The organism is Rhizobium sp. J15 (assembly GCF_002531825.1).
In the GTDB taxonomy this organism is placed as follows: domain Bacteria; phylum Pseudomonadota; class Alphaproteobacteria; order Rhizobiales; family Rhizobiaceae; genus Rhizobium.
The window spans coordinates 162,229-179,127 of sequence record NZ_NWSX01000008.1 but is presented as its reverse complement, the minus strand read 5'-3'; the positions used below and the strand labels follow the sequence as shown (position 1 = coordinate 179,127).

At 61.9% G+C, this 16,899-nt stretch carries 22 protein-coding genes and 1 tRNA gene; 13 read left to right on the top strand and 10 right to left on the bottom strand.

The genetic code is table 11. The features are described 5' to 3' along the window. Positions 1–54 precede the first annotated feature (54 nt). Complete coding sequence (locus CO670_RS09995; protein WP_097590158.1) at positions 55–522, top strand: truncated hemoglobin; 468 nt, start codon at positions 55–57, stop codon at positions 520–522. A gap of 4 nt (positions 523–526) precedes the next feature. Here the strand turns inward: CO670_RS09995 and CO670_RS09990 are convergent, their stop codons facing one another. From CO670_RS09990 to CO670_RS09980, 3 genes are all read right to left on the bottom strand, one after another. Beyond that, positions 527–1,420, bottom strand: a complete 894-nt coding sequence (locus CO670_RS09990) for an EamA family transporter (RefSeq protein ID WP_097590086.1) — start codon at positions 1,418–1,420, stop codon at positions 527–529. A 93-nt stretch (positions 1,421–1,513) separates the two neighbouring features. Beyond that, positions 1,514–2,065, bottom strand: coding sequence for a recombination regulator RecX (gene recX, locus CO670_RS09985; protein ID WP_097590157.1), 552 nt, complete (start codon positions 2,063–2,065; stop codon positions 1,514–1,516). A 9-nt stretch (positions 2,066–2,074) separates the two neighbouring features. Beyond that, positions 2,075–3,100 carry a histone deacetylase family protein gene (locus tag CO670_RS09980; protein ID WP_097590085.1) on the bottom strand — a complete coding sequence of 342 codons (1,026 nt, stop codon included), beginning with the start codon at positions 3,098–3,100 and terminating at the stop codon, positions 2,075–2,077. A 133-nt stretch (positions 3,101–3,233) separates the two neighbouring features. Here CO670_RS09980 and CO670_RS09975 point away from each other — a divergent pair, with 133 nt between their 5' ends. Then, a complete protein-coding gene (locus tag CO670_RS09975; protein WP_097590084.1) occupies positions 3,234–3,845 on the top strand; it encodes an HAD-IA family hydrolase in 612 nt (203 codons plus the stop codon). A 15-nt stretch (positions 3,846–3,860) separates the two neighbouring features. Here the strand turns inward: CO670_RS09975 and CO670_RS09970 are convergent, their stop codons facing one another. Together CO670_RS09970 and CO670_RS09965 are read right to left on the bottom strand one after the other, a co-directional pair. Then, positions 3,861–4,379 (bottom strand): GNAT family N-acetyltransferase, encoded by a 519-nt coding sequence (locus tag CO670_RS09970; protein WP_097590083.1) that lies wholly within the window; start codon positions 4,377–4,379, stop codon positions 3,861–3,863. A 24-nt stretch (positions 4,380–4,403) separates the two neighbouring features. Continuing rightward, entirely contained in the window at positions 4,404–4,973 is a 570-nt protein-coding gene (locus CO670_RS09965; RefSeq protein ID WP_097590082.1) for an XRE family transcriptional regulator, read from the bottom strand. 135 nt (positions 4,974–5,108) lie between these two features. Between CO670_RS09965 and tenA the strand changes: the two genes are divergently transcribed. The 4 genes from tenA (at position 5,109) to CO670_RS09945 (ending at position 8,305) form a co-directional block, all read left to right on the top strand. Further along, positions 5,109–5,807 (top strand): thiaminase II, encoded by a 699-nt coding sequence (tenA, locus tag CO670_RS09960; RefSeq protein WP_097590156.1) that lies wholly within the window; start codon positions 5,109–5,111, stop codon positions 5,805–5,807. 77 nt (positions 5,808–5,884) lie between these two features. Continuing rightward, on the top strand, positions 5,885–7,717 hold the full coding sequence (lepA, locus tag CO670_RS09955) for a translation elongation factor 4 (RefSeq protein WP_088676506.1): 1,833 nt from the start codon (positions 5,885–5,887) through the stop codon (positions 7,715–7,717). A 58-nt stretch (positions 7,718–7,775) separates the two neighbouring features. Continuing rightward, positions 7,776–8,006: a type II toxin-antitoxin system CcdA family antitoxin gene (locus CO670_RS09950; protein WP_007634006.1), complete on the top strand. Its 231-nt coding sequence runs from the start codon at positions 7,776–7,778 to the stop codon at positions 8,004–8,006. Then, positions 8,006–8,305 (top strand): CcdB family protein, encoded by a 300-nt coding sequence (locus CO670_RS09945; protein ID WP_097590155.1) that lies wholly within the window; start codon positions 8,006–8,008, stop codon positions 8,303–8,305. The genes CO670_RS09950 and CO670_RS09945 overlap by 1 nt, the downstream gene beginning before the upstream one ends. A 2-nt stretch (positions 8,306–8,307) precedes the next feature. On the opposite strand, the gene CO670_RS09940 is transcribed toward CO670_RS09945, so the two are convergent. From CO670_RS09940 to CO670_RS09930, 3 genes are all read right to left on the bottom strand, one after another. Next, positions 8,308–8,760 (bottom strand): GFA family protein, encoded by a 453-nt coding sequence (locus CO670_RS09940; RefSeq protein WP_097590081.1) that lies wholly within the window; start codon positions 8,758–8,760, stop codon positions 8,308–8,310. A gap of 73 nt (positions 8,761–8,833) precedes the next feature. Next, a complete protein-coding gene (locus tag CO670_RS09935; RefSeq protein ID WP_097590080.1) occupies positions 8,834–9,391 on the bottom strand; it encodes a sugar O-acetyltransferase in 558 nt (185 codons plus the stop codon). Between the two features lie 11 nt (positions 9,392–9,402). Further along, the gene (locus tag CO670_RS09930; RefSeq protein WP_097590079.1) at positions 9,403–10,140 is read right to left on the bottom strand and encodes a type 1 glutamine amidotransferase; all 738 of its coding nucleotides are present in this window, start codon (positions 10,138–10,140) and stop codon (positions 9,403–9,405) included. Between the two features lie 128 nt (positions 10,141–10,268). Between CO670_RS09930 and CO670_RS09925 the strand changes: the two genes are divergently transcribed. Further along, complete coding sequence (locus CO670_RS09925; protein ID WP_088676501.1) at positions 10,269–10,562, top strand: SelT/SelW/SelH family protein; 294 nt, start codon at positions 10,269–10,271, stop codon at positions 10,560–10,562. An 11-nt stretch (positions 10,563–10,573) separates the two neighbouring features. On the opposite strand, the gene CO670_RS09920 is transcribed toward CO670_RS09925, so the two are convergent. Beyond that, complete coding sequence (locus CO670_RS09920; protein ID WP_097590078.1) at positions 10,574–10,987, bottom strand: BA14K family protein; 414 nt, start codon at positions 10,985–10,987, stop codon at positions 10,574–10,576. A 168-nt stretch (positions 10,988–11,155) separates the two neighbouring features. Between CO670_RS09920 and CO670_RS09915 the strand changes: the two genes are divergently transcribed. Then, a tRNA-Leu gene (locus CO670_RS09915) sits at positions 11,156–11,240 on the top strand. A 169-nt stretch (positions 11,241–11,409) separates the two neighbouring features. Here CO670_RS09915 and CO670_RS09910 read toward each other — a convergent pair. Further along, the gene (locus CO670_RS09910) at positions 11,410–11,700 is read right to left on the bottom strand and encodes a DUF982 domain-containing protein (protein WP_097590077.1); all 291 of its coding nucleotides are present in this window, start codon (positions 11,698–11,700) and stop codon (positions 11,410–11,412) included. Between the two features lie 359 nt (positions 11,701–12,059). Between CO670_RS09910 and rfbF the strand changes: the two genes are divergently transcribed. Genes rfbF through CO670_RS09885 form a run of 5 tightly spaced genes read left to right on the top strand, consistent with a single transcriptional unit; the run spans position 12,060 to position 16,893 of the window. Then, entirely contained in the window at positions 12,060–12,833 is a 774-nt protein-coding gene (gene rfbF, locus CO670_RS09905) for a glucose-1-phosphate cytidylyltransferase (RefSeq protein WP_097590076.1), read from the top strand. After that, entirely contained in the window at positions 12,824–13,888 is a 1,065-nt protein-coding gene (gene rfbG / locus CO670_RS09900; protein WP_097590075.1) for a CDP-glucose 4,6-dehydratase, read from the top strand. Before rfbF ends, rfbG begins: the two co-directional genes overlap by 10 nt. Continuing rightward, positions 13,885–15,120: a class I SAM-dependent methyltransferase gene (locus tag CO670_RS09895; RefSeq protein ID WP_097590074.1), complete on the top strand. Its 1,236-nt coding sequence runs from the start codon at positions 13,885–13,887 to the stop codon at positions 15,118–15,120. Before rfbG ends, CO670_RS09895 begins: the two co-directional genes overlap by 4 nt. Then, a complete protein-coding gene (rfbC, locus tag CO670_RS09890) occupies positions 15,117–15,668 on the top strand; it encodes a dTDP-4-dehydrorhamnose 3,5-epimerase (protein WP_097590073.1) in 552 nt (183 codons plus the stop codon). Before CO670_RS09895 ends, rfbC begins: the two co-directional genes overlap by 4 nt. Beyond that, positions 15,655–16,893 (top strand): glycosyltransferase family A protein, encoded by a 1,239-nt coding sequence (locus tag CO670_RS09885; protein ID WP_097590072.1) that lies wholly within the window; start codon positions 15,655–15,657, stop codon positions 16,891–16,893. The genes rfbC and CO670_RS09885 overlap by 14 nt, the downstream gene beginning before the upstream one ends. Positions 16,894–16,899: the final 6 nt, after the last annotated feature.

The following is a 16,899-nucleotide window of genomic DNA, read 5'->3' as shown; positions in this document are numbered from 1 at the left end:
CCGGCACAAACATCTATATGAGGAGCGCCGCATCATGCGGCGCCGGGGTTTATGATGGACAATGAAATTCAGGGCCGCCCTGCCCATGTCGCGGCGATCCGCGAAAAGGCGGAGGCCGAAATGCGGGCGATGGGCGTCGACGAGGCCTTTATCGATAGGCTGGTCGAGACTTTTTACGGACGGGTGCTGGAGCATCCCGATCTCGGCCCGGTGTTCGACGCGCGGCTTTCCGGCCGCTGGCCGGAGCATATGCAGAAGATGAAGAGCTTCTGGTCGGCCGTCGCCTTTCGCAGCGGCGCCTATGGCGGCAAGCCGGTGCAGGCGCACACGGGCGTTCAGAACCTGACGCCTGATCTTTTTCCGAAGTGGCTGTCGCTGTTTGCCGCAACGCTCGACGATGTCGCCCCCTCGCCGGAGGCCAAGGCCTGGTTCATGGCGACCGCCGAGCGGATCGCCAAAAGCCTGACGCTGTCGCTGTTCTATAATCCCGCGCTCGACGACCCGGCTAAAAGGGCGGGCTGATCCTTCACTGCTTCGCCGAAAAGGTCGCGCCGGCGCTTGCCGCGACGACCAGGGCAGTTCCGGCCATCTGCAGCAGCGTCATCGGCTGAGTCAGGATGAGAAAGCCCGCAAGTGCGGCAATCGCCGGTTCGAGGCTCATGAGAATGCCGAAGGAGGCTGTCGGCATGCGCCGCAGGGCGATCAGCTCCAGCGTGTAGGGCAGCAGCGGCACGAGAATGGCAAGGCCCACCATTTCAATCAGGCCGGTGCCATCGAGCTTCGGCACGGCGCCGGCGAAACCGAAGGGTGTCGCGACCAGCGCGGCGACCATCAGCGACATGGAAAGCCCTTCCAGCCCCTTGAAGCTCGCACCGATCTTTTTCGTCAGGACGATATAGATCGCCCAGCCGGTTCCTGCGCCAAGCGCGAAGAGAATACCCTCGATATCGCCGACCCAGCCTTCGCCGTCATGGGCAAGAGCCAGCACGCCGAGCGCGGCGAGGAGGGGCCAAACGAGACGCCGGCCAAGACCGTAACCGATGGTCGCCACGGAAAGCGGACCGAGAAAATCGATCGCCACGGCAAGCCCGAGCGGAATGCGCTCGATCGCCGCGAAGAAACTCATGGTCATCAGCGCCGTCGTGGTGCCGAGAACCAGAGCGCTCGTCCATTGCGCCCTGTTGTAGCTTGAGATACGCGGCCGCACGACGATCGCCAGGATGATGGCCGCGAAGGCGAGCCGCAGCCAGCTGGCGCCGGCCGGTCCATAGGTGGCGATGGCGGAGGAGGAAAGCGCAGCGCCGAACTGGATCGACGACATGGACAGCAGGCACATCAGCCCGCCAGCCGCCACGCCCCCGAATGCCGTCGATGTCTCTGCGCTCAGCGTGCCCGCGCCGGCATTCGCTTTTTCTTCCATGCTCGTCTCCCGATCGCGGCTCTTCTTACGAAGGGAGCCGGCGAGCGACAAATTCAAACTTCTGATCCAGCCAGAAAGAGGTTTGATGCGACATCAGAGGCGGCCGGCCAGAATGACCTCTTCGGCGTCTTCGAAGCTCATTTCGAAAACTGTCCTGCCGATGTCGAAGCTGAAGCCGTTGCGGGCGAAAGCCGAAAGCTCTTTCGCCTTGCGTTTTTCATCAAGCTCGACTCTTCGGAAGGGGCCGAAGGCGCGTTTGCGGGCAAATATCGCGGCAGCATAGAGATCGTCAGCCTCCCCGAGCGCGGCCTCGACCTTGTCGCTGGAGACGCCCTTGGCGGCAAGCTTCTGGGCGATGGCGCGCTTCGACTTGCCGCCGCGCACGGCAGAGCGCGTGCTGATCTCCGCATAGGCGCGATCGTCGAGCACCTTATTGTCATAGGCGAATTTGACGGCGAAATCGGCAAGCGCCTTCACCTGGCCCGCGCTGATCTCCTCGAACTTCTCCTTCGCCTTGCGGGCGATTGCGTCGAAGAGCTGCTTTTCCGTCATCATCCGCCGCTCCAGGCGATAGATCGCGGAGTTGCGCGCCCAGCTCAGCATGCGCGGTGTCGGTATATCGGATGGAACGGTCTCGTCAGTCATATCAAGCAATCAGGCTTCAAGGCCCTTGAGGACATTGGCGACGTTGAGGCCGATTTCCGGCACCCCGTACCCGCCCTCCATGCAAGTGACAACGGGCAGGCCGGCGGCCGAGATCATCTCTCCCATGCGGATGAAATCCTCCGATTTCAGCTGGAAAAACGAGATCGGATCGCGCTCGAACGTATCGACGCCGAGCGCCAGGACGATCGCCTCCGCGCCGAAGGCCTTGATGCGGGCGAGCGCATCGGCAAGGGCCGAAGACCAGGCCTCCCAGGGCGTATGGGGCGGCATCGGATAGTTGCGGTTGGCGCCGGCGCCCTCCCCTTCGCCCTCTTCATCGGCATGGCCGAGGAAATAAGGAAAGGCAAACATGGGATCGCCGTGCAGCGACGCGGTGAAGACATCGCCGCGCCGATAGAAGAGATCCTGCGTGCCGTTGCCGTGATGGAAATCGACGTCGAGCACGGCGACCTTCTTGGCGCCGTGATCGAGCAGACGCTGGGCTGCGACGCCGGAATTGTTGATGAAGCAATAGCCGCCGAAGAGATCAATGCCGGCATGGTGGCCGGGCGGGCGGCAGAGCGCGAAGGCGAAACGGTGGCCGGCGTTCAGCCAATCCGCGCCCGTCATCGCGCATCGCATCGAGGCAAGAGCCGCCTCGTGCGAGCCCTTGGTGATGGAGGTATCGGCTGCATTGGCGTAATGGCCGATCGCGCCGACGATATTGTCGGGCACGCGGCTGCTGGTGCGGCGCACCGGAAATGAATTGGCGATCGCCTCGCCTTCGAAGCCCGCCGCCACCCAGCGCTCCCAGACGGTGGCGAGAAAATCGAGATAGACGGGATCATGCACCTTTCGGGCCGTTTCCAGCCCGTGCGCATCGGGCGCCACGACATCGGCAAAGCCTGCCTCCTTCACCGCCGCAAGGATCCATTCGGCGCGGAACGGCGCCTCGAAAGGCGTCACCAGCCGGCCGGCATAGAGCTCGGTTCTGGCATCGCGCAGCTTGTGGTCTTCGGAATAGATGACGCGCATTTCAGATCCTGTCGCTGGTTGAGAGTCGAGGTTTACATGGGTCGGCCGCGACAAAAAAGCCGGCGCGGCGCTCTTGATCGCCAAGGAAGATGACTGCACCTTCTCGATGTTTCGAGACCGAAGGAAATTCCGCATGAAAGTGCTGATGGTCGATGTCGACGGCGTGCTCATTCATGGCCGCCCGGCCGACGGGCTGCCCCATTTCACTTATCTCGAACGCGACCTCGGACTGCGGCCTGACCTCTTGCAACGGGAGTTCTTTCAGACTCACTGGGGCGACATCATCATCGGCCGCGACGAGCTGGAGCCACGGCTCGCCAGCGTACTGGCAAGGATCGCGCCCCATCTCCGCGCTCCAACGCTGATCGACTACTGGTTCGAAAACGATTCGCGCCTCGACCGCAATCTGCTGACAGATCTCGCTTTGCTCAGGAAAAGCGGTGTTACGCTCTTCCTGGCGACGAACCAGGAGCACCGGCGGGCGCGCTACCTGATGGAACAGCTGGGCCTCAGCGCCCATTTTGACGACATCCTCTATTCCGCGGCACTCGGACACAGCAAGCCTTCGCCCGACTTCTTCCGGCTGGCGACCGAACGGGCCGAGGCCATGCCCAACGAGATCGCCTTCATCGACGACATGGCGATGAATATCGAAGCGGCGCGGCAGTTCGGCTGGAACGCGGCGCAATGGACGGCGGGCGCGACGCTGGCCGGCGCTCTTTCCGAATTCGTCAGAGCGGCATAAGCGAGACGAGGACAATCAGGTGAGCCGCTTGTAGAACAAAGTGGTGTCACAGAAACCGCCTTCCGGCCACAGCGCATAATCGGGAATGACGCCGACGCGCTGCCAGCCCAGGCGCGGATAGATAGCCTCGGCATCGCTGCCGGTTGCCGTGTCGAGCACGAGCAGGGTTTTGCCGCGGGTGGCCGCCTCGCGTTCGGCGGCTTCCATCAGCAGGCGAGCGAGGCCTTTGCCGCGGGCGGAGCGATGCACCAGGAGCTTCTTCAGATCGCCGCGATGCGGCTGGTTCGGCATTTGCGCGGCGCCGACCTGCACCGTGCCGACGATCCGGCCATCGAGTTCGGCGACCAGCAACAGGCTGCCGCCGCCGGCAACCGCCTCGGCGACTTCTAGCCAGTAGGGCCCGGCATCCTCGGGCGCATAGGGCTGCATGAAGCCGACGGAAGCACCGCCGGCGACGCAATCGGCAAGCACCTCTGCAAGATCAGGGATGGCCGCGCGTGCTTCCTCGGCCGAAAGGGTGCGAATGTCGGGCATATTCTTCTCCTGAAATGAAAATCGTTAGCGGCCGCCGCGGTCGAGCACGACGCAATAGCGCGCCGGCGCGTTGCCGGGATTATGAAAGGAATGCCCCTCGCCGACGGGCATGAAGAGGCAATCGCCTGGACGCAGCCGATAGACCGTCTCGCCTGCTGTCATCTCCAATTCGCCATCGAAGAGCCAGACATGCTGCGTCATGTCGTGCGATGCGGCATGCGGGGGGAAGCTGACGCGGGCGCCAGCGGGAAATTCGACTTCGACGATATCGACGGTGGAGGCGGTGCCGGGCGCCGACACCGCGCGCCTGAGATAACCGGTCTCCGGATCGCGCCAGACCTGCTGCTCCTGCCGGCGCGCGAGCGGCGAGGCCTGCTGCCCCTCCTCCGCGAAAAAGGCCGAGAGCGACAGGCCGAGGGCGGCGCAGACCCTTGCCAGCAGCGAGGCGGTGGGGCTCGCCTCCGCCCGCTCGATGCGCGAGATCATCGCCCGGCTGACACCGGAGGCCTCGGCCAGATCATCCAGCGTCAGCCCCTTTTCCAGCCGCAGCTTGCGGATGCGGATGCCGATCTCCTGTTCGAGTTCCTGTTCCATCGTGAATTCCCGATTCTACTATAAGAGAAATACATTATCTCATGATGGAATCAAGGGCGCCCTAACGCTGCATTCCGCTTGCCTTCCCCGCGGCGCCGCCGATATATGGCGGCGGCGCTCGATACGGAGGACATCATGGACGGCAGCATGCAGAATACGGAAATCACCGGGAGCTTCACTGCTGATGCCTGGGACCGGATCAAACCCATCATGGCCGAGATCGAAGCATTGCCGCTGCTGCAGCGGCTTTCGGACGGTACGCTGCCGCCGGAAGTTTTCCGCCACTATATCCTGCAGGACGCGATCTACCTGAAACATTATGCCCGGTGCCTCGCCATCGTCGCCGCCAAAGCGCCTGATAATGCGCAGGTGCTGCGCTTTCTCGGCTCGGCGCAGAAGGCGATCACCGTCGAGCAGGGCCTGCATGCCGGCTTCCTCTCGCAGTTCGGCATTTCGAGCGCGGATGTGACGGCAGCCGAGCCCTCGCCCTCCTGCTTTGCCTATACGAACTTCCTCCTGGCGACCGCCTATCACAGCTCCTATGCCGTCGCGCTTTCCGCCATTCTGCCGTGCTTCTGGATCTACTGGCACGTCGGCGAAGGCATCAAGAACAGGCCGGCGATCGACGGCAATGTTTTCCAGGCATGGATCAACACCTACGGCGATCCGCAGTTCGCAGCCGGCGCGCGCGAGGTAATCGCACTCACCGATATCGCCGCCCGCGCCGCATCGCCGACGGAACGTGCCGGAATGATGGATGTTTTCGTGCGCGCCTCCCAATATGAATGGATGTTCTGGGATTCGGCCTGGCGGCTGGAGACCTGGCCGGTCTGATACGTCTTCGACCGGCCGGCAAAATAGCGTAAACAGCGGGATAATTACCGCTTTGCGGCACGGGGCGGCGCTGCTATATGGCGCGCATGAGCACCAATTCCACCACTCCGCTGTCCCATATCCGCAACTTCTCGATCGTGGCCCATATCGACCACGGCAAATCGACGCTGGCCGACCGCCTGATCCAGACGACAGGCGGCCTTGCCGAGCGCGAAATGTCCGAGCAGGTGCTCGACAATATGGATATCGAGCGGGAGCGCGGCATCACCATCAAGGCCCAGACCGTGCGCCTGCACTACCAGGCGAACAATGGCGAAAAGTACATCCTCAACCTGATCGACACGCCCGGCCACGTCGACTTCGCCTATGAAGTCTCGCGGTCGCTATCGGCCTGCGAGGGTTCGCTGCTCGTCGTCGACGCTTCGCAGGGCGTGGAGGCGCAGACGCTCGCCAACGTCTATCAGGCGATCGACAACAACCACGAGCTCGTCACCGTTCTCAACAAGATTGACCTGCCGGCGGCCGAACCTGACCGCATCAAGGAACAGATCGAGGAAGTGATCGGCATCGATGCTTCCGAAGCGGTGCTGATCTCGGCCAAAACAGGTCTCGGCATTCCCGACGTGCTGGAAGCGATCGTCCACAAGCTGCCGGCGCCGAAGAGCGCGGGCGGCGAAAAGGCGCCGCTGAAGGCGCTGCTCGTCGACAGCTGGTATGACACCTATCTCGGCGTCATGGTTCTCGTGCGCATCATCGACGGCGTGCTGACCAAGGGCCAGACGATCCGCATGATGGGCACCGATGCCAAATATCAGGTGGAGCGTGTCGGCGTGCTGACGCCGAAGATGGTCAATGTCGAAAGCCTCGGCCCCGGCGAGATCGGCTTCATCACCGCCTCGATCAAGGAGGTAGCCGACACCCGCGTCGGCGATACCATCACCGAGGACAAGCGGCCGACAGCGCAGGCGCTGCCGGGCTTCAAGCCGGCGCAGCCGGTGGTGTTCTGCGGGCTCTTCCCGGTGGACGCCGCCGATTTCGAGGATCTGCGCGCCGCTATGGGCAAGCTTCGCCTCAACGATGCCTCCTTCTCCTTCGAGATGGAATCGTCTGCTGCTCTGGGTTTCGGCTTCCGCTGCGGCTTCCTCGGCCTGCTGCATCTCGAAATCATCCAGGAGCGGCTGGAGCGCGAGTTCGACCTCGACCTGATCGCCACCGCACCCTCCGTCGTCTACAAGATGTTCATGACCGACGGCACGGAGCGCGAGCTGCACAATCCGGCCGACATGCCCGACGTCGTCAAGATCTCGGAAATCCACGAGCCGTGGATCCGCGCGACGATCCTGACACCGGACGATTATCTCGGCGGCATCCTGAAGCTCTGCCAGGACCGGCGCGGCATCCAGATCGAGCTGACCTATGTCGGCACGCGCGCGATGCTCACCTACGACCTGCCGCTCAACGAAGTCGTCTTCGATTTCTACGACCGGCTGAAGTCGATCTCGAAGGGCTATGCCTCCTTCGACTATACGCTCACCGACCACCGCGAGGGCAACCTCGTGAAGATGTCGATCCTCGTCAACGGCGAGCCGGTCGATGCGCTGTCGATGATGGTGCACCGCACCGCCGCCGAAAAGCGCGGCCGCGACATGTGCGAGAAGCTCAAGGAGCTGATCCCGAAGCACATGTTCAAGATCCCGATCCAGGCCGCGATCGGCGGCAACGTCATCGCCCGCGAGACGATCTCAGCGCTGCGCAAGGACGTGACGGCGAAATGCTACGGCGGCGACGCCACGCGCAAGCGCAAGCTGCTCGACAAGCAAAAGGCCGGCAAGAAGCGCATGCGCCAGTTCGGCAAGGTGGAGATTCCGCAGGAAGCCTTCATCGCGGCGCTGAAGATGGGCGACGAATAACGCTTCTCAATGGCATTTCATGCGCATATGATCTGCGCATGAAATCCAGGAGATAGTTATGGCCCAGCAGGCAAGGAAAGCAGCGAACCTCTCTCTCGATGAGGGACTGGTCTCGCAGGCGCGCGAGCTGAAGATCAACATATCCCGGGCAGCGGAGGATGGAATCGCGAAAGCCATAAAGGCGGAACGCGAGCGGCTGTGGCGTATCGAGAATGCCGAGGCTATCCGGCTGGAAAACGAGTATGTCGAAAAGCACGGGTTGCCGTTTGCCAAGTATCGTCAGTTTTGATGGCGCGCTTTCATGTCTATCGCCTGAAAAGCGGGAATGCCCTCGCCATCGACCTTCAAGCCAACCTGCTTGACGATCTGCCTTCGCGAGTCATGGTTCCGCTGCATCCAGTACAAGAACTGAGCTGGTCAATCTCACGGCTGAATCCGCGCTTTGCCATCGACGGTGAAATCCATGTCATGGCGACTCAGCGCATGGCATCGATTCCGACAACCGAATTGGGAATAGCGGTCGCGGATCTATCTGATAAAAGCGATATCATTACCGGCGCCCTGGATTTTCTCTTCCAAGGCTTCTGAATTCAGTTTCGCGCCATATACTCGTTGACCAACCCTTCATACGCCGCCATTTCAGGCAGCGCCGCGTAGCTGTAAACCGCTCCCGTCTCGGCGAAGGCCAGCTTCTCGCTAGTCCATGTCTCGATGAAGGGCGTAAACCAGCTCGGATCATCGAGCATGGTGACGCGCAGGTTGACGAACCAGTCCATGCCTTCCGGCCGGGTGAACATCCAGCTCATGCAATGCGGACAGAAATAATGCTTCGTCGTGCCATGCAGGCCGCCGATGACGGGCTCGCCTTTCGTGACCTCGAAACCTTCGCTGGGGATGGCGGCGCTCAGTGAATAGGCGCTTGCCGTCATCCTTTGGCAGCCGGTACAATGGCAGGCCATGGTGAGCAGCGGCAGCGCGCTGATCTTCAACCGCACCCGGCCGCAGCGGCAGCCGCCTTCCATGGGTAAGTTCCGTGCTGTCATGGTATTTCTCCCCTTCCGCCATCTGATCTAGCGGAGCCGGCGCCATTGTCGAGGGAGCCCGCGAGCCGGAATCTCAGAAGCGGCTTATCTGGCGCGCGGGATTGCCGACGACGGTTGCACCCGCCGGCACGTCCTTCGTCACGACGGCACCGGCGCCGACGATCGCGCCATCGCCGATCGCCACCCCGCCGAGGATGATGGCGCCGCCGCCGATCCAGACGTCGCTGCCGATCTCGACCGGCCGGGCGATCTCGATGCCCGCGCGGCGAAGGGCGAGATCCTTGTGATGTTCGGCGCAATAGATCTGCACGCCCGGCCCGAACATGGTGCGATCGCCGATCATGACGCTGCCGGAGTCAAGGATGGTGCAGCCGGCATTGAAATAAACGCGCTCGCCGAGAACGATATTGATGCCGTAGGAGCAGTGGAACGGCGCTTCGATGAAGATATCGGGCGCGGCCTCGGCAAAGAGCGCCCTCAGGGCAGGTGCTGCGGCGCCGCGCTCATCGGGCGGCAAGGTGTTATGGGCATGGACGGCCAGTCGCGCCTGCCGGCGCAGCAGATTGAGTTCGTCGTCGAGGCAGCAATACCATTCACCGGCCGCCATCTTTTCGCGTTCGCTTGCCGGCATCGCCTCGCCCCTCACGCAATCGCCTGCGACAGCGGACGGGCCTCCTGCCGCTCGATGAGGCCGACCCAGGCGCGCGCGATGGCAAGGCCTGCGGCATCGGCGGCGGCACCATGGCGCGCTGCCAATTCGCCATAATCCTCCAGCCAGCCGGGAGCGATGCGCTCGATCGTGCCGGGAAACTCGGCCTTCCACTGCCCGACGACCCCGGTGTCGGCCTCGAAGTGAAACTGGGTGCCGTAGACGGCGCGGCCGATACGGAAGGCCTGGTTCTCGGCGATGGGGCTCGACGCAAGACGAACCGCGCCTTCGGGCAAGGAAAACGTATCGGCGTGCCATTGAAAGATGGTGAATTCGCCGCCCACATCGGACAGCAGCGGATCGGCCCGGCCTTCACTGGTGACGCCGATGCTGTGCCAGCCGAACTCGCGCGCGGCACCCAGCAGGTTGTCGGCGCCATAGGCTCGGGCGAGAATCTGACTGCCGAGGCAGATGCCGAGCACCGCCCTGCCGGCATCGCCGAAGCGGCGCGCCAGCCGCACGAGCTCCGGCAGGTACGGGTGCGTCTCGTCATCCAGCGCGCTCTGTTCGCCGCCGAGAACGACGAGCGCGTCATGGCCCGATATGTCCTGCGGCAGGATACCGTCCTGCCAGACCCGGAACCACTCGATCTCCGCTCCCGCCTCGTCGAGCGCCCTGGCAAGCGCGCCAAGACCGGTGTTCCTCATGTTTTCGACGACTGCGACTCGCATAGGCTTTCCCAATATGGCCGATGGCGGGAGAAGATCATGCCAGTAGGCAGCAGGCAAGACGCTTGTGCGAGGCCGATTGCGCGCGCACGAGGCAAGGCTTAAACCAGTCGGAACGAAAGGAAACCGCCATGACCGACAAAGCCCGCGTCTCGATCCTCTACTGCACCCAATGCAACTGGCTGCTGCGCGCCGCCTGGATGGCGCAGGAGCTGCTGCACACCTTTTCCGACAGCCTCGCCGAAGTGGCGCTGATCCCCGCCACCGGCGGCAATTTCGAGATCCGCGTCAATGGCGACCTCATCTGGGAGCGCAAGCGTGACGGCGGCTTTCCCGGGCCGAAGGAGCTGAAGCAGCGGGTCCGCGACATCGTCGAGCCCGGCCGCGATCTCGGCCATGTCGACCGCGCCTCGCTCGAAAGCTGATTGCAACAGCTTCAGCGATAGGGCGAGCGGCAGACCCTGTAGACGCCCTCATAGGTGAGGAAATGATCAGTCCTCGGATTGTAGGATCGGTATTCATTGGTGCACCAGGCGATGTGCTTGTTCGGATCCTTCGGCTGCACGCGGCGCACCGGCGGCGGATCATAGGTCAGCTGCGGCCGCCCGGCCGCCCCCGGCAGGTAATAGGTCGGCCCCGCGCCCCTCGGACGGTAATTCGGCTGAACATAAGCGGGACGATGCCATTGCTGCGGCCCGAAGCCGAAGCAGCCGCGAAAATCGCAGAGCGTCGATCCCGTATTGACCGGCCCGAGCCCCGGCCTCCCCACCTTCAGCGAATCGGCGGCGGCAATTGCGGGCGACAGAATGGCCAAAAGGCCGGCGAGCAGAAGCGTGCGGGGAGCGGACATGATCCATTTCCTTTTGATCCTTCCCTTATATAGGGCGCGCAGTGACCGGCGCTATGCCTGTCCGGCAGCACTTCTCCCGATGTGAATTGCAGTTTTTTGCCAACTGTCAGGAAAACTTCAAAAACCCAGTTGACAGTCGCAGGCCACCCCCTTACATCGCTCTCCGTCGCCCAGATGGCGGAATTGGTAGACGCGCAGGTTTCAGGTACCTGTGCCGCGAGGCGTGGAGGTTCGAGTCCTCTTCTGGGCACCATTCCAATCTTGATCGCTACCGAGATCAGATAACTAGACCTGCCAAAAATTGAGCATTGGCGCCTTCGAACGAAGGCCGTTGACGATGCGCTTTATCGACATGGCTTGTTTCATGATGCTGGTTCTGAAAGCCGAACCCGGGCAGCATATGATGGCGTGATTCCCGGCCTTCACGCTGCCATGTGTGGCGCAGTCTTCCCGCCATCGGCAATCACCGACAAAACCACGATGCCGGCTTCTCTGGCGGCTCTCAGAAGCAAGTCCCTGAGTTCGTCCATTCCGGCCTGCCCGGTGATGGCATCGGCGCAAGCCTTCACGGCCGCGACGTATTCCTCTCCGTCGTCAAGCGGCCATTCGATCATCAGAACCTCGGCTGCGTCCCGGAGCGTCCGGACGATCTTTCCCCGGCCCCTGACAAAGAGAACGAGAGGTGCAAAATCCACCGATGTGTCCCATTGCATGGCACTTTCTCCACAAGGATTAGAATATTAGTAGTAATGCAATTAGCGTGCCGCGCAAGGCGAAAGCGGCATCGTTACCGGACAGAACGGTTTTCTTGTTTTGACCGCCTCGGCAGCGAGGTGCGTGAACGCTGCGATCAAGCTCAGCTGTTCCATTGCTCAATGCATAAGCTTGTAAGAAAGCGCGCCGCTTCCACGTCACATCCCTCGCAAGCCTCGCACAAGAACGAAATCGGATACCGGGACGAGGATGAACATACGGCCGTTTCGCCCGAAGAGAGTCATCCCGCCTGTCGGGATCTCGGCGAGAGCCTGCGGGAAGCCGTGACTATCGCTAGACACTCTGGAGTTCGCTTGGGATGAAAGTCGTAATTCTCGCCGGTGGCCTTGGCTCGCGTCTTGCCGAAGAGACCAGCGTGCGGCCCAAGCCCTTGGTCGAGATCGGCGGCATGCCGATCCTCTGGCACATCATGAACATCTATGCCCATCACGGGCTGAATGATTTCATCATCTGCGCCGGCTACAAGGGCTACATGATCAAGGAATACTTCGTAAACCTTGTTCTGCATCACAGCGACATCACCGTCGACCTCGGCGCCAACAATATCAACTATCACGGCGGCAAACGACCGAACTGGCGCGTGACCGTAGTCGATACCGGTATGCATTCGATGACCGGCGGCCGTCTGGGGCGCATTCGCGAGTATCTGACACCAGGCGAACCCTTCTGCATGACTTATGGCGACGGTGTCGGCGACATCGACATTGCCGCCGAGGTCGCCTTCCATCGCGATCATGGCCTGAAGGCGACGATGTGCGCGGTAACCCCGCCCGGACGTTACGGCGCCACCAATATCGAAGGTCAGTTCATCACCTCCTTCGTGGAGAAACCGAGAGGCGACGGCCAGCGTATTAACGGCGGCTTCTTCGTGCTCGACCCTTCGGTGATCGATCTCATCCCGACCGACGACACGATCTGGGAAGCCGGACCATTGGAGTGGCTCGCCACCAACAACCAGCTTGCCGCCTTCAAGCATGACGGCTTCTGGCAGCCGATGGATACGCTTCGCGAGCGCACCCATCTGGAGGAACTCTGGAATTCCGGAAAGGCGCCGTGGAAGCTATGGGCCTGAGGGACTTCTGGAAAGGGCGGCGGGTCTTCCTGACCGGACATACCGGCTTCAAGGGATCCTGGCTCTCCCTTTGGCTGGAGCGCCTTGGCGCTGATGTCGCCGCGGTTTCGCTGGCGCCGGAGACCGAACCGTCGCTCTACCGGAAACTCGCTCCCTGGGACGATCGCGGCCACCATATCATCGATATTCGTGATGCCAGCGCACTTCTTGACGTCTTTCAAAGCTTCGAGCCGGAGATCGTCATTCATATGGCGGCGCAGGCGCTGGTGCGGCGCTCCTATGAGAGCCCAGCCGAAACCTTCTCGACCAATGTCATGGGAACGGCGAATGTTCTCGACGCAGTGAGGCAGGCGCCCTCCGTCAAAACGGTGCTCGTCATCACCTCCGACAAGGTCTATGCCAACAATGGCAGCGGCATACCTTTCGTCGAAACCGACACGCTCGGCGGCAAGGATCCTTACAGCAACTCCAAGGCCTGCACCGAACTCGTCTGCCAAAGCTATCGCGACAGTTTCTTCAAGGGACGCGATATCAAGCTCGCCACGGTGCGCGCCGGTAACGTCATCGGCGGCGGCGACTGGTCCAGGGACCGGCTGATCCCGGATTTCATCCGTGCCTTCGAAGGCGGCCAGCCGATCATGCTGCGCTATCCCGAGGCGATCCGCCCTTGGCAGCATGTGCTGGAGCCGCTTGGCGGCTATCTCAGCTTCGCCGAAGCGCTGACGGAAGCGTGCGACAGGAATCTGCCGGATGCGCTGAATTTCGGCCCGCATCCCGAAAGCTTCGCCACCGTTTCCGAACTCGCCGAAGCTCTCGGGCGCGCGCATAACGTCGAAGACGTGTGGCGGCTTGCGCCGGGCGAACACCTGCCCGAAGCGCCGGCGCTGACGCTGAGTTCCGCGCTCGCGCTCGACACCATCGGCTGGCGGCCACGCCTCAGCCTGCAACAGACCATCGACTGGACTGCCGCCTGGTACAAGGCCAACCGCGAGGGCGAAGACATGCGCGCCTTCTCGCTCGGCCAGATCGCGGCATATGAGGAAGCAGTATCATGACAGCGCACAATTGCCGGTTTTGCGATGCTCCGCTGAAGCATCGTTTCGTCGATCTCGGCTCGACGCCGCTCGCCAATGCCTATCTGACGGCAGAGCAACTCACGCAGCCGGAGCCGTCCTATCCGTTGCGCGCCTTCGTGTGCTCGGAATGCTGGCTGGTGCAGGCCGATGCCTTCGTTCCGCCGGAGGACATTTTCAGCCACTATGCCTATTTCTCCTCCTACAGCGACAGCTGGGTGGAGCATGCGCGCCGGTTCACCATCATGGCCCGCGAGCGCTTCGGCCTTGGCGCGACATCACAAGTCATCGAAGTGGCGAGCAATGACGGCTACCTGCTGAAGCATTTCGTCGAGGCGGGCGTGCCGGTGCTCGGCATCGAGCCGGCCGAAAACGTCGCCGAGGTCGCCCGCGGCATCGGCGTGCCGACGGAGGCGCGCTTCTTCGGCAAGGCGACGGCCGCCGATCTCGTTTCGCGCGGACATGCCGCCGATATCGTCATCGGCAACAATGTGCTTGCCCATGTGCCCGACATCAACGATTTCGTCGGCGGGCTTTCGGCCGTGCTGAAGCCCGACGGCGTCGTCAGCGTCGAATTTCCACATCTCCTGCGGCTGATGGAAAGTATCCAGTTCGACACGGTCTATCACGAGCATTTCTATTATCTTTCACTGCTCGCCGTCGAAAAGGTCTTCGCCGCTCATGGCCTGAAGGTGTTCGACGTCGAGGAACTGCCGACCCATGGCGGCAGCCTGCGCATCCTTGCCTGCCGCGCGGCCTCGACAGCCCACGCGATCGGCGATGGCCTTGCCAAGGTGCGGGCCGATGAAAAGGCGGCCGGCTTCGACAGGACGGAAACCTACGAGGCCTTCCAAAGCCATGTCGCGCCGATCAAGGAAGGGCTGCTCGCCTTCCTCAACGAAGCCAAGCGGAACGGCAAGAGCGTCGCAGCCTACGGCGCCGCCGCCAAGGGTAACACGCTGCTGAACTTCTGCGGTGTCGGCACCGACCTCATCGCCTATGTTGTCGATCGCAATCCGCACAAGCAGGGCCACTATCTGCCGGGCAGCAAGCTGCCGATCTATGCGCCGGAAAAGATGGAAGAAACCAAGCCGGACTACGTGCTGATCCTGCCCTGGAACATCAAGAACGAGGTGGTTTCCGGCAACAGCAAGGTCGTCGCCTGGGGCGGACGCTTTGCCGTCGCGGTGCCTGAATTGACGGTGCTCGGATGAGATTTGTGCCGACCGCGGTTGGAGGCGCCTTCGTCGTCGAGGTCGAGGAACGCGCCGACGACCGCGGGATGTTTGCGCGGACCTTCTGCGCGGAAAGCTTCGCCGCTCACGGACTCGCCTCGGTCTATCCGCAGTGCAACGTCTCCCAGAACCACAGGCGCGGGACGCTGCGCGGCATGCACTATCAGGCCGACCCGAAGCCGGAGGCGAAACTCGTCAGGGCCGTGCGCGGCCGGGTCTTCGACGTGGCACTCGATCTGAGGGCGGATTCGCCGAGCTATCTTACCTGGGCCGCTGCGGAGCTCGATGCGGCCCGGCGCAACGCCTTCTACATTCCCGCCGGTTGCGCACACGGCTTCCTGACGCTCGAGGACGACTGCGAGCTCTTCTACCAGATGTCGGAAGCCTACGCACCGGAACTTGCCCGTGGCGTCCGCTGGGACGATTCCGCGTTTTCTATCGCCTGGCCTTTTACGCCAGTCATCATCAGCGAGCGCGACGCCGCGCTTGAAAGCTACAGCCAGGAGAGAAACTTTGAGCGGCATTAAACTGAGCATTTGCATCCCGACGTACAATCGCGAAGCCTACCTCAGAAACGCGCTGACCTATTGCCGGAACGATTACAGGTTCGACTTTCCCTTCGAGATCGTCATCTGCGATAATGCCTCCACCGACGACACCCAGCAGGTTGTCGAGGAGTTCATCGGCCACGGATTGCCGATCCGCTATTACAAGCGTGAGATCAATGCGGGCGCCAACGCCAACGTCACGAGCGCCCTGCGCCTCGGCAGGGGCGAATACCTCATCTATCTCGCGGACGACGACATACTGATTCCGGATGCGGTGGCTGAAACCGTCAAATATCTCGATGAGAACCAAGACGTAAGCTGCGCCCATGCGCCGTGGTTCCTCTATGACGAAGTCGCCAAAACCGATATCACAAAGTTCTACAATGTCGAAGAGAGCCGGAAGTTTGCGCATGGCAGCTTCACTGAAGTCTTCCACTATATATTCGAACGCCACATCTTTCCGGAAATCGCTATCTACCGCGCGTCGGCGCTGCGATCGGCCTGGATTCCGCGAGATATTTGCTTCTATCCGTTCCCGTTCCTTGCGCATTTCCTCGATCAAGGTGCGGTCGCCTTCCTGCAACGGCCATTCTATCGCTCCATCGCCAATTCGGCGATCGTTCGCGACCGCCCTCAGGAAGGCACCAACGATGTTATGACGAGCTGGGACCGGTATCGCGGAGGGCTTGAATATTTTCTCTACACCGGGGCCAGACGCGGCGCACTGAATCTAACGCCCGAGACACGCCTCAAGTATGAGGAGATGTGCAAGATCTTCACGCTCAACCGCATGGCAGTCGCCTTCCGCTTCTGGGCGGCGCGCAAGAATTTCATCAAGGCGTATGAACTCTATACGCGTGTCATGTGGGGCGGGATGCTTGACCACCCGGAGATCCGCCCCTTCCGCGAAGGGCTGCCCCTGATGGTCGCCATCCAGACGCTCGTCAGCGAGGTGAATTCGGCAATCGGAATCGATACGCTGCTTCTTGCCGGCTTCACGGAAATCATCGCACTCGAAAATCTGATGCGGGAACTCGGCCTCAGCGAAAAGGTGAAGGTAACGACGGAACTCACCGATAGCCCACTGGAAAGCACAGCCGTCTTCGTCAGCGTCGAAAGGGACCGGGAATATTTCGTGGCTCTCGGTTACCTGCCCAATCTCGTGTTCCACGAGCACGACATTGCTCGGCACGTTCTCATGTGAGCCTGG

Excerpts from the sequence above, each read along its gene's own strand:
- CO670_RS09995 (WP_097590158.1), top strand. The coding sequence starts at position 55 with ATGGACAATGAAATTCAGGGCCGCCCTGCCCATGTCGCGGCGATCCGC.
- CO670_RS09990 (WP_097590086.1), bottom strand. The coding sequence starts at position 1,420 with ATGGAAGAAAAAGCGAATGCCGGCGCGGGCACGCTGAGCGCAGAGACA.
- recX (WP_097590157.1), bottom strand. The coding sequence starts at position 2,065 with ATGACTGACGAGACCGTTCCATCCGATATACCGACACCGCGCATGCTG.
- CO670_RS09980 (WP_097590085.1), bottom strand. The coding sequence starts at position 3,100 with ATGCGCGTCATCTATTCCGAAGACCACAAGCTGCGCGATGCCAGAACC.
- CO670_RS09975 (WP_097590084.1), top strand. The coding sequence starts at position 3,234 with ATGAAAGTGCTGATGGTCGATGTCGACGGCGTGCTCATTCATGGCCGC.
- CO670_RS09970 (WP_097590083.1), bottom strand. The coding sequence starts at position 4,379 with ATGCCCGACATTCGCACCCTTTCGGCCGAGGAAGCACGCGCGGCCATC.
- CO670_RS09965 (WP_097590082.1), bottom strand. The coding sequence starts at position 4,973 with ATGGAACAGGAACTCGAACAGGAGATCGGCATCCGCATCCGCAAGCTG.
- tenA (WP_097590156.1), top strand. The coding sequence starts at position 5,109 with ATGGACGGCAGCATGCAGAATACGGAAATCACCGGGAGCTTCACTGCT.
- lepA (WP_088676506.1), top strand. The coding sequence starts at position 5,885 with ATGGCGCGCATGAGCACCAATTCCACCACTCCGCTGTCCCATATCCGC.
- CO670_RS09950 (WP_007634006.1), top strand. The coding sequence starts at position 7,776 with ATGGCCCAGCAGGCAAGGAAAGCAGCGAACCTCTCTCTCGATGAGGGA.
- CO670_RS09945 (WP_097590155.1), top strand. The coding sequence starts at position 8,006 with ATGGCGCGCTTTCATGTCTATCGCCTGAAAAGCGGGAATGCCCTCGCC.
- CO670_RS09940 (WP_097590081.1), bottom strand. The coding sequence starts at position 8,760 with ATGACAGCACGGAACTTACCCATGGAAGGCGGCTGCCGCTGCGGCCGG.
- CO670_RS09935 (WP_097590080.1), bottom strand. The coding sequence starts at position 9,391 with ATGCCGGCAAGCGAACGCGAAAAGATGGCGGCCGGTGAATGGTATTGC.
- CO670_RS09930 (WP_097590079.1), bottom strand. The coding sequence starts at position 10,140 with ATGCGAGTCGCAGTCGTCGAAAACATGAGGAACACCGGTCTTGGCGCG.
- CO670_RS09925 (WP_088676501.1), top strand. The coding sequence starts at position 10,269 with ATGACCGACAAAGCCCGCGTCTCGATCCTCTACTGCACCCAATGCAAC.
- CO670_RS09920 (WP_097590078.1), bottom strand. The coding sequence starts at position 10,987 with ATGTCCGCTCCCCGCACGCTTCTGCTCGCCGGCCTTTTGGCCATTCTG.
- CO670_RS09910 (WP_097590077.1), bottom strand. The coding sequence starts at position 11,700 with ATGCAATGGGACACATCGGTGGATTTTGCACCTCTCGTTCTCTTTGTC.
- rfbF (WP_097590076.1), top strand. The coding sequence starts at position 12,060 with ATGAAAGTCGTAATTCTCGCCGGTGGCCTTGGCTCGCGTCTTGCCGAA.
- rfbG (WP_097590075.1), top strand. The coding sequence starts at position 12,824 with ATGGGCCTGAGGGACTTCTGGAAAGGGCGGCGGGTCTTCCTGACCGGA.
- CO670_RS09895 (WP_097590074.1), top strand. The coding sequence starts at position 13,885 with ATGACAGCGCACAATTGCCGGTTTTGCGATGCTCCGCTGAAGCATCGT.
- rfbC (WP_097590073.1), top strand. The coding sequence starts at position 15,117 with ATGAGATTTGTGCCGACCGCGGTTGGAGGCGCCTTCGTCGTCGAGGTC.